Annotated in this window: 13 protein-coding genes; all 13 read left to right on the forward strand. The window is 74.7% G+C overall.

Translation table 11 applies throughout. The annotated features are described in order from the left end of the window. Positions 1 to 241 precede the first annotated feature (241 nt). The 13 genes from Sdia_RS12480 to der all read left to right on the forward strand — a co-directional run bounded on the left by Sdia_RS12480 (position 242) and on the right by der (position 15,014). On the forward strand, positions 242 to 2,536 hold the full coding sequence (locus Sdia_RS12480) for a tetratricopeptide repeat protein (protein ID WP_100458156.1): 2,295 nt from the start codon (positions 242 to 244) through the stop codon (positions 2,534 to 2,536). Between the two features lie 158 nt (positions 2,537 to 2,694). Continuing rightward, positions 2,695 to 3,810, forward strand: coding sequence for an alanine dehydrogenase (gene ald / locus Sdia_RS12485; RefSeq protein ID WP_100458157.1), 1,116 nt, complete (start codon positions 2,695 to 2,697; stop codon positions 3,808 to 3,810). Positions 3,811 to 4,214: 404 nt separating this feature from the next. Further along, positions 4,215 to 5,342: a ParA family protein gene (locus tag Sdia_RS12490; RefSeq protein WP_100458158.1), complete on the forward strand. Its 1,128-nt coding sequence runs from the start codon at positions 4,215 to 4,217 to the stop codon at positions 5,340 to 5,342. Then, positions 5,327 to 5,890: a hypothetical protein gene (locus Sdia_RS12495; RefSeq protein WP_185392882.1), complete on the forward strand. Its 564-nt coding sequence runs from the start codon at positions 5,327 to 5,329 to the stop codon at positions 5,888 to 5,890. Before Sdia_RS12490 ends, Sdia_RS12495 begins: the two co-directional genes overlap by 16 nt. Positions 5,891 to 6,134: 244 nt before the next feature. After that, positions 6,135 to 7,049: a segregation and condensation protein A gene (locus tag Sdia_RS12500; protein ID WP_370464579.1), complete on the forward strand. Its 915-nt coding sequence runs from the start codon at positions 6,135 to 6,137 to the stop codon at positions 7,047 to 7,049. Then, the gene (gene scpB / locus Sdia_RS12505; protein ID WP_100458161.1) at positions 7,046 to 7,702 is read left to right on the forward strand and encodes an SMC-Scp complex subunit ScpB; all 657 of its coding nucleotides are present in this window, start codon (positions 7,046 to 7,048) and stop codon (positions 7,700 to 7,702) included. The genes Sdia_RS12500 and scpB overlap by 4 nt, the downstream gene beginning before the upstream one ends. After that, positions 7,702 to 8,757, forward strand: coding sequence for a pseudouridine synthase (locus Sdia_RS12510; RefSeq protein ID WP_100458162.1), 1,056 nt, complete (start codon positions 7,702 to 7,704; stop codon positions 8,755 to 8,757). Before scpB ends, Sdia_RS12510 begins: the two co-directional genes overlap by 1 nt. Before the next feature lie 167 nt (positions 8,758 to 8,924). Continuing rightward, positions 8,925 to 9,629 carry an NUDIX hydrolase gene (locus Sdia_RS12515; protein WP_100458163.1) on the forward strand — a complete coding sequence of 235 codons (705 nt, stop codon included), beginning with the start codon at positions 8,925 to 8,927 and terminating at the stop codon, positions 9,627 to 9,629. Continuing rightward, positions 9,626 to 10,636 (forward strand): ADP-ribosylglycohydrolase family protein, encoded by a 1,011-nt coding sequence (locus tag Sdia_RS12520; RefSeq protein WP_189501078.1) that lies wholly within the window; start codon positions 9,626 to 9,628, stop codon positions 10,634 to 10,636. Before Sdia_RS12515 ends, Sdia_RS12520 begins: the two co-directional genes overlap by 4 nt. Before the next feature lie 264 nt (positions 10,637 to 10,900). Continuing rightward, the gene (locus Sdia_RS12525; RefSeq protein ID WP_100458165.1) at positions 10,901 to 11,986 is read left to right on the forward strand and encodes a prephenate dehydrogenase; all 1,086 of its coding nucleotides are present in this window, start codon (positions 10,901 to 10,903) and stop codon (positions 11,984 to 11,986) included. A 119-nt stretch (positions 11,987 to 12,105) separates the two neighbouring features. Beyond that, positions 12,106 to 12,807, forward strand: a complete 702-nt coding sequence (cmk, locus tag Sdia_RS12530) for a (d)CMP kinase (protein ID WP_189400977.1) — start codon at positions 12,106 to 12,108, stop codon at positions 12,805 to 12,807. Next, positions 12,804 to 13,457 carry a lysophospholipid acyltransferase family protein gene (locus tag Sdia_RS12535; protein WP_115068530.1) on the forward strand — a complete coding sequence of 218 codons (654 nt, stop codon included), beginning with the start codon at positions 12,804 to 12,806 and terminating at the stop codon, positions 13,455 to 13,457. The genes cmk and Sdia_RS12535 overlap by 4 nt, the downstream gene beginning before the upstream one ends. A gap of 93 nt (positions 13,458 to 13,550) precedes the next feature. After that, positions 13,551 to 15,014 (forward strand): ribosome biogenesis GTPase Der, encoded by a 1,464-nt coding sequence (der, locus tag Sdia_RS12540; protein ID WP_100458182.1) that lies wholly within the window; start codon positions 13,551 to 13,553, stop codon positions 15,012 to 15,014. The last annotated feature ends 67 nt before the right edge of the window (positions 15,015 to 15,081 follow it).

Below are 15,081 nucleotides of genomic sequence, written 5' to 3' on the forward strand. Positions count from 1 at the left end.
CGCGTATCCCCGCCGGCCGGGGGTGCGCGGCCGGCATCGCGGGGGCGTGCTTGCCGCTCCGCCGCGCCTCCTTGGGCGGGAGCGTCGCCGGCCCCGCACCCGGTGCGACGATCCGTTGATCCGATCGGGCGACAATCCCGCCACGCCCGCACCGGCTGACTGCGGAGCGTGAACTAGGCTCGTCGACGCCCCGTCAGGTCCCCGGCAGGGCACGTGTGCGCAGCGAACGGGAGTGTGGCCCGTGACGGACCAGGTCGTCGGCACCAGCGGCTCCGAGGCACCGGGCGCGAGCCCGGCGCCCGGCGCGGCCCGCCCAGCCTTCTTCGGGCGCGGCAGAGAGCTGAGGGAACTGCGCGCCGAGATCGACCGGGCCGGCCTCGACACCATCGCGGGCCGGGGCGCCCCGCGCCCCAGGGTCCTGCTCATCGCCGGGGCCCCCGGCTCCGGCCGCAGCACGCTGGCCGAACACCTCGCCGCCTCCCTCGCCGACCGTTACCCGGACGGCGTCCTGCGCGCCCGCCTCACCGCCGTCGACGGCACCGCCCTGACCGAGGGGGAGGCGGCCCGGCTGCTGCTCGACGGGCTCGGCGCCCGGACCGTCCCCGGCGCCGGGGACGACGACCTCACCCACGCCCTGCGGAAGGAACTCACCGGGCGCCGCCTGCTGGTCCTGCTGGACGACGCCGCCTCCGCAGAGCAGGTCGACCCGCTCATGCCCGAGGGTGAGGGCACCGCCGACCTGCTGTTCGTCGCCGTCTCCCGGGGTCCGCTCACCGGCCTCAACGGGGTCCGCCCCTGCGCGCTCGGCGGCCTCGACGTGCCCGACGCCCTCGCCCTGCTGGAGAGCTGGGCGGGCGAGGTGCGGCTGACCGTCGACCCGCGGGCCGCCGAGGCCCTGGTCGAGCGGTGCGGCGCGCAGCCCGCCGCCCTGGTGCTGGCCGGGGGGTACCTCGCGGCCCACCCCAAGACCTCCGTGGCCGACCTCGCCCACCGGCTGGAGCAGGCCACCGCCGACGGCCCGGGCGGACCGGGCGAACTGCCCCGGACGGCCCGGCTGAGCCACGACGCCCTGCCCGCGGCCGCCGCCCGCACCCTGCGGCTGCTCTCCTTCGCGCCCGCCGGACAGGTCGACGCGCACACCGCCTCCGCGCTGGCCGGAGCTTCGCTCCCGACGGTCCGCACCACCCTGCGCGAGCTGGCCGACCTCGGTTTCCTGCGCCCCGAACCCGGCCTGGCGCCGGGCGATGAGCCGCGCTGGACCGTTCCCACCTGCCTCCAGCCGGTCCTGCGCGACCTCGCCGACGACCACGACCGGCCCGCCGAACTCCAGCTGGCCCGCGCCCGGATGCTGGAGCGCACCGTCCGGCTGCTGCACTCCTGCCGCGCCGTGACCGACCCCGAGGGCAGTCCGGCCCGGGTGGCGCTGGCGGCCCTCCCGCGTGCCCTGCGCTTCGACACCGCCGAGGCGGCCGCCGCCTGGCTGGAGCGCTCGCGTGCCGCGCTGCTCGCCTCGGCGCGCCTCGCCGTCGCCGACGGAGAGCTGGACACCCTGGCGCGCCGCCTGCTCGCCGCCGTCGTCCGGGCGATGATCGCCCACCGCGGCGAGGCCGGTGCGGCCCCCGACCTGTATCCGGTGCACGGCCTGGTGCTGGACGTGGCCGAGCGCCGCCGGCTGCCCCGCGAGAAGGCGGCGGCGCTGCTGAACCTCGCCGACCTCGACGCCTCCACCGGCCGCACCCGGCAGGCGCTGAGCCGCTACCGGGCGGCGCTGGACGCGGCCCGCGCCGCCCACGACGCGGTGGCCGCCGGGCGGGCGATGGAGTCCGTGGCCGGCTCGTACCAGTCCCTGGAGGACTGGCCGCGCGCCGCCGACTGGTACGGCCGGGCCCTCACCGAGCGGCTGGCCCGCGGCGAGCACGCCGACGCCGCCCGGCTCTACGGCCGGCTCGGCACCGTCCACACCTACGCCGGGCAGTACGGCGAGGCGCTGCGGCAGTGGCGGGCGGCGGTCGCCGCGTACCGCAGGTGCGGCGATGTGGCCGGCCGCGCGCGGGCGTTGAGCGAGCAGGCCCGGGTCCAGGAGTACGCCGGGCGCCCCCAGGAGTCGCTGCGCACCTGTCAGGAGGCGGTCCAGTGGGCCCGCGAGGCGGGCGACGACCGGCTGCTGGCGGCGCTGCGGCTGCGACTGGCGGACACCTTGGAGCGGCTCGGCGACCCGGCCGCGGCCAAGCTGCACCGCGCCGCCGCCGAACAGCTCCTGGCCCCGGACGCGGCGGCCGGGGCGGAGTCCGGCGGAGGCCAGGAGCGGCCGGACCGCCAGGACGGCGAGGGCGGCCCGGACGGGGCCGAGGCCGGGTGGAGGACCGGGCGGACGCCGGAGTCCGCCGGGCCGCAGGTGCCCGGGGTGCCGGGTGCCCCGGGGGGAGCCGGTGGGGCCGAGGGCGCGCGCGAGCCGGTGCGGACGGGAGAGGCCCCGCCTGCCCCAGGAGAACGGGCACCCCAGGGAGCGGGAGCCATTCGCCTGCGAAATCCGTAGCGTCGCGCGTGAAAGTTGTTGCCTTCCAAGGCTAGACAGCGAGAAATCCTTCTTTTTAGACTGGCTGCGCCGCGTTGATCCGCGGTGTCTTCCGGTGCGCTCCGTCGTGGCCGGGAATCCCCTCCTGTCCCCGCCAGAGCCAAGGACCGTGATCGACGATGAAGGTCGGCATCCCCAGCGAAGTCAAGAACAACGAGTTCCGGGTGGCCATCACGCCGGCCGGCGTGCACGAACTGGTCCGCCACGGCCACGAGGTCCACGTCCAGCAGGGCGCCGGACTCGGCTCGTCCATCACCGACGCCGAGTACGTGGCGGCGGGCGCCACCGTCGTGGCCACCGCCGACGAGGTCTGGGCCGCGGCCGACCTGCTGCTCAAGGTCAAGGAGCCGGTCGAGGAGGAGTACCACCGGCTCCGCAAGGACCAGATCCTCTTCACCTACCTCCACCTGGCGGCCTCGCGTCCCTGCACCGACGCCCTTCTCGCCTCGGGCACCACGGCCATCGCCTACGAGACGGTCGAGACGGCCGACCGCCGCCTGCCGCTGCTCGCCCCGATGTCCGAGGTCGCGGGCCGCCTCGCCCCGCAGGTCGGCGCCTACCACCTGATGCGCGCCGGCGGCGGCCGCGGTGTCCTGCCAGGTGGCGTTCCGGGCGTCGCCGCGGGCAGGGCCGTCGTCATCGGCGGTGGCGTATCCGGCTGGAACGCCACCCAGATCGCGGTCGGCATGGGCTTCCACGTGACGCTGCTGGACAAGGACATCGACAAGCTCAAGGAGGCCGACAGGGTCTTCGGCACCAAGGTGCAGACCGTGGTCTCCAACTCCTTCGAGCTGGAACGCGCCTGCCTGGAGGCCGACCTCGTCGTCGGTGCCGTCCTGATCCCCGGCGCCAAGGCTCCCAAGCTGGTCACCAACGAGCTGGTCTCCCGGATGAAGCCCGGAAGTGTCCTTGTCGACATCGCCATCGACCAGGGCGGCTGCTTCGAGGACTCGCACCCGACCACCCACGCCGAGCCGTCCTTCCGGGTCCACGACTCGGTCTTCTACTGCGTCGCCAACATGCCCGGCGCCGTCCCGAACACCTCCACCCACGCGCTGACCAACGCCACGCTCCCGTACATCCTGGAGCTGGCCGACCGTGGCTGGGCCGAGGCGCTGCGCCGGGACCCGGCCCTCGCCAAGGGGCTCAACACCCATGACGGCAAGGTCGTGTACCGCGAGGTGGCCGAGGCGCACGGCCTCGAGCACACCCGGCTCGCGTCCCTTCTCGGCTGATCGCAGGGGCCGCGCACCCGTCAATACGCGTCGTCAATCTCACGCCCGCGGGCGGACCTTGTGGGCAGGGTCCGCCCGCGGGCGTGCTGCGGCGGCACCCACGGCCGTCCGCACGCCGGGTCAACTCGCGGTGAACGTAACCCTTTGCCCGTTTCGCCCGCCCGGGGAAATGTCCCGCTCGCCCCCTGTGCGACACGTGCGCGCCCTTGACAGCGAGGTGTTCGGTTGCCGACACATCCGGCCGGGTCCGGTGGATTGTGTTGCTGCGAAGCGGTGACACGCCATAGAGTCGCCAACCGTCGGCATGGTGCCACGCTGACCTATCTAGAAGTTTCCTGGTCACCAAGGAGGTAAGACGACTTGTGAATGAGTCGACATTTACTCCCAGGGGTGCCCGGCCAGGAATGCCTACGAGGCGATCGGACCCCGCGGAGCCGGAGGCTGTCGGCTCCATAGCTGTCCGCACCTTCGCAGCCCGACAGGCCCCCCAGACGACGCAGACAGCACACCAGAGCATGGATGGCCATCACGTGAACGCCATGGCCGGCGACCGGAGCGGCGATGACGCGTCCCGCTTCGCCGCGGACGCAGAACTGCCCGAGGGCCACTTCTACGACCCGGACGCCGAATACGAGCCCGATCCCGAGTACGCGGCCACGCTCGCCCCGGACGCCGCCCGCCAGCGCCGCGAGCGCATCGGCCCGACCGGGCGCCCGCTGCCGTACTTCCCCATTCCCGGGCCGCTGAACGACCACGGCCCCGCGAAGATCATCGCGATGTGCAACCAGAAGGGCGGCGTCGGCAAGACCACGTCGACCATCAACCTCGGAGCCGCGCTCGCGGAGTACGGCCGCCGGGTCCTGCTGGTCGACTTCGACCCGCAGGGAGCCCTCTCGGTCGGTCTCGGTGTCAACCCGATGGAGCTGGACCTCACCGTCTACAACCTGCTCATGGAGCGGGGCATGGCCGCCGACGAGGTGCTGCTGAAGACCGCGGTCCCCAACATGGACCTGCTGCCCAGCAACATCGACCTGTCGGCCGCCGAGGTCCAGCTGGTCTCCGAGGTCGCGCGCGAGTCGACGCTCCAGCGGGCGCTGAAGCCGCTGCTCGCCGACTACGACTACATCGTCATCGACTGCCAGCCCTCGCTCGGCCTGCTCACGGTGAACGCGCTGACCGCCGCGCACAAGGTGATCGTGCCGCTGGAGTGCGAGTTCTTCGCGCTGCGCGGTGTGGCGCTGCTCACCGAGACCATCGAGAAGGTCCAGGAGCGGCTCAACCCGGAGCTGGAGCTCGACGGCATCCTCGCCACGATGTACGACTCGCGCACCGTCCACAGCCGCGAGGTTCTCGCCCGCGTCGTGGAGGCGTTCGACGACAACGTGTACCACACGGTGATCGGCCGGACCGTCCGCTTCCCCGAGACCACGGTCGCCGGTGAGCCCATCACGACCTACGCCTCCAACTCGGTCGGTGCCGCCGCCTACCGCCAGCTCGCCAGGGAGGTGCTCGCCCGGTGTCACGCCGAGTGAGTCTGCCGGGGGCCGACGAACTGTTCCGCACCACGGGGGGCACGGCACTCCAGGCGTCCACTCCCCGCCGTCAGGGTGAGCCCCGGGTGCCCTCCCCGGCGGGGGAGAGCGATCCGGCGGGCGAGGAGACCGGCACCCCCCGCGGTGACGAGCCGGCCGAGCACGGCGCCTCCGCGCCCCCGGCCGGAGGCCCCCGGGAGCGCGAACACCGGCCCCGCGGCCCCGAGGGCGACGCCCCGGTGCCCGGCCGCCGCACCCCGCCGCAGGACGGCCAGGCGGCCGCCCAGCCCGCGCCCCAGCGGCGCCGGGGCGCACGGAACGCCGCCCGCAGGCCCAGCGGCCGCGAACGGCACGACGAGAAGATCACCGTCTACGTCTCCGCCGAGGAGCTGATGGACCTGGAGCACGCCCGGCTGGTGCTGCGCGGCGAGCACGGACTCGCCGTCGACCGCGGCCGGATCGTCCGGGAGGCCGTCGCCGTGGTCCTCGCCGACCTGGAGGCCCGGGGCGAGGCCAGCATCCTCGTCCGCCGCCTGCGCGGCCGCTGACCGACCGCGTCCGGCCGGCCCGCACCGTGGACGCCCGTGGGCCGGCGCGTGCCCGGCGCGGCCGGAGCCGTCCGGCGGGCCCGGCGGGTAGCCTGCCCGCGCGTGCGGGACCCCGCCCGCACCTCCGCGCCCTCCTGGACCACCCATGCCGCCCACCCCTGACGCCGCCCCGCCGCCCCGCCCCCGCCGCCCGCTCGGGCCGCGCGGGGCCGGGCCGCGGGCGGGGTCCGGGGAGCCCGAGGCCGTGACGGTGCCCGGCGCCGTGCCGGTCGCCGCCGGACCGGCCGGGACCGGGGTCCCGGTGGCCGAGGAGGGCGCCGCACCCGCCGGGGACGAGCCGGGCTCCGAGGGCCGGTTCACCGTCCGTCTCGCCAACTTCGAAGGCCCCTTCGACCTGCTCCTCCAGCTCATCTCCAGGCACAGGCTCGACGTCACCGAGGTCGCCCTCTCCCGGGTCACCGACGACTTCATGGCCCACATCCGGGCGAAGGGCGCCGACTGGGACCTCGACCAGACCACCGAGTTCCTGGTGGTCGCGGCCACCCTGCTCGACCTCAAGGCGGCCCGGCTGCTGCCCGCCGCCGAGGTCGAGGACGAGCAGGACCTCGCCCTCCTGGAGGCCCGCGACCTGCTCTTCGCCCGGCTGCTCCAGTACCGCGCGTACAAGCGGATCGCCGAGATCTTCGAGGAGCGGCTGGCCGAGGAGGCGCGCCGCCACCCGCGCGCCGTCGGACTGGAGCCGCACCACGCCGCGCTGCTGCCGGAGGTGGTCATCAAGACCGGCCCCGAGGGTTTCGCGGAGCTGGCGGTCAAGGCGATGCAGCCGCGCCCCGAGCCGCAGGTCCACGTCGAGCACATCCACGCCCCGCTCGTCTCCGTGCAGGAGCAGGCCGAGGTGGTGGTGGCCCGGTTGCGCGCGGCGGGCCGGGCCGCCTTCGCCGAGCTGGTCGCCGACGCCGAGGGGACGCTGACCGTGGTGGCCCGCTTCCTGGCGCTGCTGGAGCTGTACCGGGAGAAGGCCGTCACGCTCGACCAGGACGAGCCGCTGGGGGAGCTGCTGGTCTCCTGGAGCGGGGGCGGCGAGGCGGCGCCCCATGTCACCGACGAGTTCGACCGGCCGTCCGAGCCGCCCGCCGCACCGAACGAGGAGGACGCGTGAGCGAGGAGCAGGCGGCGCGGTCCGGCGCCGCCGCACTGGAGCTGAAGCCCGCCCTGGAGGCGGTGCTGATGGTGGTCGACGAGCCGGCCACCGTCGACCACCTGGCCAAGGTCACCGGCCGCCACCGGCGGGCCGTCGCCGAGGCGCTGGCCGAGCTGGCCGAGGAGTACACGCGCCAGGGGCGCGGTTTCGAGCTGCGGACGGTGGCGGGCGGCTGGCGCTTCTACACCCGGCCCGCCTACGCGGCGGCGGTCGAGGCGTACGCGCTCGACGGGCAGCAGGCCCGGCTGACCCAGGCCGCCTTGGAGACTCTGGCGGTCGTCGCCTACCGTCAGCCGGTGAGCCGTTCACGGGTCTCCGCGGTCCGCGGCGTGAACTGCGACGGGGTCATGCGCACCCTCCTCCAGCGAGGCCTGGTCGAGGAGGCGGGCGCGGAACCCGAAACAGGTGCGATCCTGTACACGACGACCACTTACTTCCTGGAGCGGATGGGCCTGCGGGGTCTGGACGAGCTCCCCGAGCTGGCGCCCTTCCTCCCCGAGGCGGACGCCATCGAGGCCGAGACGCAGGAAGCCCTGCCCTCGTTCGATCCGGACGCTCCGGAACCGGGCGAAGGCTCCATGACGACGACGGAACGACTGACGGAACTCTGATGACAAGCAGCGGCAGGAACAGCGGACGAGGCAACCAGAAGGGAGCGGGCAGCGGGCGCGGCGGCAATCAGCAGAAGCGCCCGGGCCGCCCCCGCCCCGAGGAGCGCCGCTACGAGGTCGGTGGTTCCGGCGGCGAGGGCGGCGGCGCCCGCAAGGGCCGCGGCGACACCGCACGCGGCGGCGCCAAGGGCGGTCCGAAGCAGGGCCAGCAGCAGCGCGGGCGGAACCGCACCGCCCCGGCGCGCTCCCGCGAGTACGACGCCCGGGCCGAGGAGCGCAACCGCGACCGGTACAACGAGAAGAAGACCCCGCCCCGCCAGGCGGCCCCGGGCAACGAGGGCGAGCGCCTGCAGAAGGTGCTGGCCCGCGCCGGCTACGGCTCGCGCCGGGCCTGCGAGGAGCTGATCGAGGACGCCCGCGTCGAGGTCAACGGCGAGATCGTGCTGGAGCAGGGGCTGCGGGTCGACCCGGAGCACGACGAGATCAAGGTCGACGGTCTCACCGTCGCCACGCAGTCGTACCAGTTCTTCTCGCTCAACAAGCCCGCCGGTGTCGTCTCCACCATGGAGGACCCCGACGGCCGGCAGTGCCTCGGCGACTACGTCACCAACCGGGAGACCCGCCTCTTCCACGTGGGGCGGCTCGACACCGAGACCGAGGGCGTCATCCTCCTCACCAACCACGGCGAGCTGGCACACCGGCTGACCCACCCCAAGTACGGCGTGAAGAAGACGTACCTGGCGCACATCGTCGGGCCCATCCCGCGCGACCTGGGCAAGCGGCTCAAGGACGGCGTCCAGCTGGAGGACGGCTACGCCCGCGCCGACCACTTCCGGGTGGTCGAGCAGACCGGCAAGAACTACCTGGTCGAGGTGACCCTGCACGAGGGCCGCAAGCACATCGTCCGCCGGATGCTGGCCGAGGCCGGCTTCCCGGTCGACAAGCTGGTGCGGGTCGCCTTCGGCCCGATCACCCTCGGCGACCAGAAGTCCGGCTGGCTGCGGCGGCTGAGCAACACCGAGGTCGGGATGCTGATGAAGGAGGTCGAGCTCTAGGGCTCGTCCCTGGCCGGCGCGGCCGGCCCCGTGCCCGACGGCCGGTTCCCCCAGGGGGAGCCGGCCGTCGGCCGTTTCCGGAGGAGGGAGCCCGGCCGGACCGGAAGCCTTCCCTCCGGCGCCCGCGTCTTTTATGGTCGCTCTGACCATAAAGAAGGGCGGGGCGCGTGACGTACGACAAGCACCGGTACGAGCCGTTCGCGGTCGCCGTCGATCTCGCCGTCTTCACCGTGCGCGAGGGTGTCCTGGAGGTCGTCCTCGTCGAGCGCGGCGAGGAGCCCTTCCGCGGCCGCCTGGCCCTGCCCGGCGGTTTCCTGCGGCCCCGCGAGTCCGCCGCCGAGGCCGCCCGGCGCGAACTGGCCGAGGAGACGGGGGTGGCCGGCGGCTTCCGCCTCGAAGAGGTCGGCGCCTACAGCGAGCCGGACCGCGACCCCCGTATGCGGGTCGTCTCCCTCGCCCACACCGCCCTCGTCCCCCACCTCCCCGAACCCCGCGCGGGCACCGACGCCGCCCGCGCTCTGCGGCTGCCGTACGCCGAGGCCGGGCCGCTCGCCTTCGACCACGACCGCATCCTCGCCGACGCCCGCCGCCACGTCGGCGCCCTGCTGGAGACCACCCCGGCCGCCACCGCTTTCTGCCCGCCCGCCTTCACCCTCGGCGAGCTGCGCCAGGTCTACGAGGCCGTGTGGGGCACCGCCCTCGACCCCGCCAACTTCCGCCGCAAGGTCCTCGGCACCCCGGGCTTCACCGTCCCCGCGCCCGGCGCGGCCCGGCTCACCGGCGGGCGCGGCAAACCCGCCGCCCTCCACCGCGCCGGGACCGCCACCCGGCTCCACCCGCCCCTGACCCACCCCGAAGGACCCCGCTCATGAACCGACCGGCCACCGGCGCCCTGCTCGGCCTCGCCCTCGGCGACGCCCTGGGCTTCCCCACCGAGTTCAACGACGTCCCCGCGATCCTCGCCAAGTGCGGGCCCTGGCGCGAGATGGCCCTGCCCCGGCCCGCGTACATCACCGACGACACCCAGATGACGCTGGCCGTCGCCCGCGCCCTGCGCGACACCCTCGACGGCGGGCCGCTCGACGCCGCCCGCCTCGAAGGACCGCTGCGCGCGGAGTTCACCGCCTGGTACCGCTCGCCCGAGAACGACCGCGCCCCCGGCCGCACCTGCCTCACCGCCTGCGCCCTGCTGGAGCGGCCCGGCCTGCCCTGGACCGAGGCGAGCCGGACCGGGTCCAAGGGGTGCGGGGCCAACATGCGGGTCGCCCCGGTCGCTCTCGTCCCCGGGCTCACCGCCGACACCCGCGCCGGCGCCGCCCAGTTCCAGTCCGCGCTGACCCACGGCCACCCCACGGCTCTGGCCGCCAGTGACCTCACCGCGCACACCGTCCGCCTCCTCGTCGACGGCGCCGACCCCGCCGCCCTGGTCGGCCTGCTCCGCTCGTACGCCCTCGACCAGCGCACCCGCTACCACCACCAGTGGCTCGGCGACCTCTGGCAGCGGGCGCAGGACCCCGACCCCGTCCACTTCATCGCGCGCGGCTGGGACGACTGCCTCGCCGCCCTCGACCGGCTCCGGGCCGCGCTCGACACCCCCTCGCCCGAGACCGACCCCTGCCTGACCACCGGCGAGGGGTGGATCGCCGAGGAGGCCCTCGCCACCGCCCTCCAGTGCTACCTGCTCTTCCCCGACGAGCCCCTGCTTGCCCTGCGCCGGGGCGCCTGCACCGCCGGCGACTCCGACTCGATCGCCTGCCTCGCCGGCGCCTTCGCCGGGGCCCGCCTCGGCGCGGCCGCCTGGCCCGCCGACTGGACCGGCCACGTGGAACACCGCGACGAACTGCTGGCGCTGGGCGCCCTCTGGGACGGTGCCCGGTGACGGTGACCGGGCCCGAAGCGCTCCGTACGGCGGGCCTGCCGCTCACCGACCTCGCCCCGCTCCCCGCCGACCAGCCGGACCCGCTGGTCTTCGCCACGGTCTCCGGCGCCCACCTGTACGGCTACCAGGGCGTACGCCCGCCGCCGTCCACCGGCACCCCCGCCTTCCCCGGTCCGCATGCCGGGAGGGTACGCGGGCGAGCCCCCGCGCGCGGCTACGCTGAGCGGCGACCTCCGCACGCGCACCCTCCCGCAAGGACACCCCGTGAGAACCGCCCTCGTCATCGGTACCGGCCTGATCGGCACCTCCATCGCGCTGACCCTCGCCGAGCGGGGCGTCGCCGTGCATCTCGAGGACGCGGACCCGGGCCAGGCCAGGACCGCGGCCGGGCTGGGTGCCGGGAGCGCCGAGGAGCCGCCCGGGCCGGTCGACCTCGCGGTGGTCGCCGTCCCGCCCGCGCACGTCGCCGCCACCCTCGCCGACACCATGCGGCGCGGCCGGGCCCGCGCCTGCCTCGACGTGGCCAGCGTCAAGGGCGGCCCCCGCCGTGAGCTGGCCGCCCTCGGTCTGGACCTCTCCGGCTACCTGGGCAGCCACCCCATGTCGGGGCGCGAGCGGTCCGGCCCGCTCGCCGCCACCGCCGACCTCTTCGAGGGGCGGCCCTGGGTCCTCACCCCCACCCCCGAGACCGACACCGAGGTGCTCAACCTCGCCCTCGAACTGGTCTCGCTGTGCCGAGCCGTCCCCGTCGTCATGGACGCCGACGCCCACGACCGCGCCGTCGCCCTCGTCTCCCACATGCCGCACCTGGTCTCCGGCCTGGTCGCGGCCCGGCTGGAGCACGCCGACGACAGCGCGGTCCGCCTCTGCGGGCAGGGCATCCGCGACGTCACCCGCATCGCCGCCTCCGACCCGCGGATGTGGATCGACATCCTTTCCGCCAACCCGGGCCCGGTCGCCGACCTGCTCGGCGCGCTCGCCGAGGATCTGGAGGCCACCGTCGCCGCGCTGCGGGCGCTGGAGTCCGGCGACGCCGAGCGGCGCCGAGCCGGTGCCGAGGGCGTCGAGCGGCTGCTGCGCCGGGGCAACGCCGGGCAGATCCGGGTCCCGGGCAAGCACGGCGCCGCCCCCCGCGCCTACGAGACGGTCGCCGTCCTCATCTCCGACCAGCCAGGCGAGCTGGCCCGGATCTTCGCCGACGCCGGACGGGCCGGCGTCAACATCGAGGACGTCCGCATCGAGCACGCCACCGGGCAGCAGGCCGGCCTGGTGCAGCTCATGGTGGAGCCGGCCGCCGTGGGCCCGCTGCGGCTCGGCCTCGCGGAGCGCGGCTGGTCCCTGCGCGCCTGACCACCCGCGCGCCGTGCACCCGTCCGGGTGACCGGGCCCCCGCCGCCCCAGCGGACGGGAGGGGGTCCGGGACCCAGTAACCTGGGAGCATCGTGCAGCCATCCGTATCAGGAGACAGCGTGGAAACCGCCCCCCGGACCGTTCCGGCAGTCATCGTCGCCATCGACGGTCCCTCCGGTACGGGCAAGTCGAGCACCTCCAAGGCCGTCGCGGCCGCGCTGGGGCTCCGCTACCTCGACACCGGGGCCCAGTACCGGGCGATCACCTGGTGGATGGTGGAGAACGGCATCGACACCTCCGACCCCGAGGCGATCGCCGACGCGGCCGCCAAGCCGGAGATCGTCTCCGGCACCGACCCGCTGGCACCGGCCATCACGGTCGACGGCGTCGACGTCTCCGGCCCGATCCGCACCCAGGAGGTCACCGCCAAGGTCTCCGCCGTCTCCGCGGTGCCCCGGGTGCGCACCCTGATCACCGAGCTCCAGCGGACCATCGCCGCCGGGGCCGAGGGCGGCATCCTCGTCGAGGGCCGCGACATCGGCACGACCGTGCTCCCCGACGCCGACCTCAAGGTCTTCCTGACCGCCTCGCCCGAGGCCCGCGCGGCCCGCCGCAGCGGCGAGCTGAAGGGCAAGGAGGCCACCGACCTGGCCGCCACCCGCGAGGCGCTGCTGCGGCGCGACGCGGCCGACTCCGGCCGCAAGACCTCGCCGCTCGCCAAGGCGGCCGACGCGGTCGAGGTCGACACCAGCGATCTCACCCTCCAGCAGGTCATCGAGTGCGTCGTCACCCTCGTCGAGGAGAAGCGAGCGGTCCGGTGACGGCCGACACCCTCCCCTCGGAGCGCGGCGCCGCCGTCGGCCGGGGCATCGGCATCGGCCTGATGTACGGGTTGTGGCGGCCCCGCGTGCTGGGCGCCTGGCGGGTGCCGTCGGCCGGGCCGGTGATCCTCGCGGTCAACCACAGCCACATGATCGACGGCCCCATGCTCATGGGGACGGCACCGCGGCCGGTGCACTTCCTGATCAAGAAGGAAGCCTTCGTCGGCCCGCTCGACCCGTTCCTGAAGGGGATCGGACAGCTCAAGGTCGACCGGGACACCACCGACCGCGCCGCCGTCACCGACGCGCTCGGTGTCCTCAAGGCCGGCGGCGTCCTCGGGATCTTTCCCGAGGGAACCCGGGGCGAGGGCGACTTCGCCTCGCTCCGCGCGGGCCTCGCCTACTTCGCCGTCCGCAGCGGCGCCCAGGTCGTCCCGGTGGCCGTGCTCGGCGGGGCCGACCGGCCCGGCCGGCTGGTCAAGGCGCTGCCCCCGCTGCGCTCCCGGGTCGACGTGGTCTTCGGTGACGCGTTCGAGGCGGGCGACGGCAGCGGGCGCCGCACCCGCAAGGCGCTCGACGAGGCGACGGTCCGCATCCAGGGTGAACTGCGGGCGCACCTGAACAACGCCAGGCGTCTGACCGGACGCTAGGTAAGACTTGGAGCAGTGGTCCGCCCCCGGCGGCCCATCGACGACGCGGTCGGCGCGACGAAGCGGCCGGCGCAGTACAGAGGAACGGACTTCATGAACGACCACCACATCTCCGACGACGAGCACGGAGAGCTTGGCGAAGCCGAGTACGCGCAGTTCATGGAGCTGGCCGCGGAAGAGGGCTTCGACATCGACCTCGTCGAGGACGCCATCGAGGAGGCCGGTCACGGCCCCCTCCCGGTGCTCGCCGTCGTCGGCCGCCCCAACGTCGGCAAGTCGACGCTGGTCAACCGGATCATCGGCCGCCGCGAAGCCGTCGTCGAGGACAAGCCGGGCGTCACCCGCGACCGCGTCACCTACGAGGCCGAGTGGGCCGGGCGCCGCTTCAAGCTGGTCGACACCGGCGGCTGGGAGCAGGACGTCCTCGGTATCGACGCCTCCGTCGCCGCCCAGGCGGAGTACGCCATCGAGGCCGCCGACGCGGTGGTCTTCGTGGTCGACGCCGTCGTCGGGGCCACCGACACCGACGCGGCCGTGGTGCGGCTGCTGCGCAAGGCCGGCAAGCCCGTCGTGCTCTGCGCCAACAAGGTCGACGGGCCCTCCGCCGAGGCCGACGCCGCCATGCTCTGGTCGCTGGGCCTCGGCGAGCCGCACCCCGTCTCGGCGCTGCACGGCCGCGGCACCGGCGACATGCTGGACGCCGTCGTCGACGCGCTGCCCGACGCGCCCGCCCAGACCTTCGGCGGCGCCGCCCCCGGCGGCCCCCGCCGCATCGCGCTCATCGGCCGTCCCAACGTCGGCAAGTCCTCGCTGCTCAACAAGGTCGCCCGCGAGGACCGGGTGGTCGTCAACGAACTGGCCGGCACCACCCGCGACCCGGTCGACGAGCTGATCGAACTCGGCGGCGTCACCTGGAAGTTCGTGGACACCGCGGGTATCCGCAAGCGGGTCCACCTCCAGCAGGGCGCCGACTACTACGCCTCGCTGCGCACGGCCGCCGCCGTGGAGAAGGCCGAGGTCGCCGTCATCCTGATCGACGCGGGCGAGCCCATCAGCGTCCAGGACCAGCGGATCGTCACCATGGCCGTCGACGCGGGCCGGGCCGTCGTCGTCGCCTACAACAAGTGGGACACCCTCGACGAGGAGCGCCGCTACTACCTGGAGCGGGAGATCGAGACGGAGCTCGCGCAGATCTCCTGGGCCCCCCGGGTCAACGTCTCCGCCACCACCGGCCGCCACATGGAGCGCCTGGTCCCCGCCATCGAGACGGCTCTGGCCGGCTGGGAGACCCGGGTGCCCACCGGGCGGCTCAACTCCTTCCTCGGCGAGCTGGTCTCCGCCCACCCGCACCCGGTGCGCGGCGGCAAGCAGCCCCGCATCCTCTTCGGCACCCAGGCGGGCACCAAGCCGCCCCGGTTCGTCCTCTTCGCCTCCGGCTTCATCGAGCACGGCTACCGCCGGTTCGTCGAGCGCCGCCTGCGCGAGGAGTTCGGCTTCGAGGGCACCCCGGTCAAGATCTCCGTCCGGGTCCGGGAGAAGCGCGGCCGCAAGAAGTAGCCGTACGCACGGTCCGCCCGGGCCGGTGGACAGGTGAGGGGCCCGCCGTCACGGCGGGCCCCTCGTC

The sequence above is a fragment of the Streptomyces diastaticus subsp. diastaticus genome (assembly GCF_011170125.1).
Taxonomy (GTDB): domain Bacteria; phylum Actinomycetota; class Actinomycetes; order Streptomycetales; family Streptomycetaceae; genus Streptomyces; species Streptomyces diastaticus.

Excerpts from the sequence above, each read along its gene's own strand:
- ald (WP_100458157.1), top strand. The coding sequence starts at position 2,695 with ATGAAGGTCGGCATCCCCAGCGAAGTCAAGAACAACGAGTTCCGGGTG.
- Sdia_RS12490 (WP_100458158.1), top strand. The coding sequence starts at position 4,215 with ATGCCTACGAGGCGATCGGACCCCGCGGAGCCGGAGGCTGTCGGCTCC.
- Sdia_RS12510 (WP_100458162.1), top strand. The coding sequence starts at position 7,702 with ATGACAAGCAGCGGCAGGAACAGCGGACGAGGCAACCAGAAGGGAGCG.
- Sdia_RS12520 (WP_189501078.1), top strand. The coding sequence starts at position 9,626 with ATGAACCGACCGGCCACCGGCGCCCTGCTCGGCCTCGCCCTCGGCGAC.
- der (WP_100458182.1), top strand. The coding sequence starts at position 13,551 with ATGAACGACCACCACATCTCCGACGACGAGCACGGAGAGCTTGGCGAA.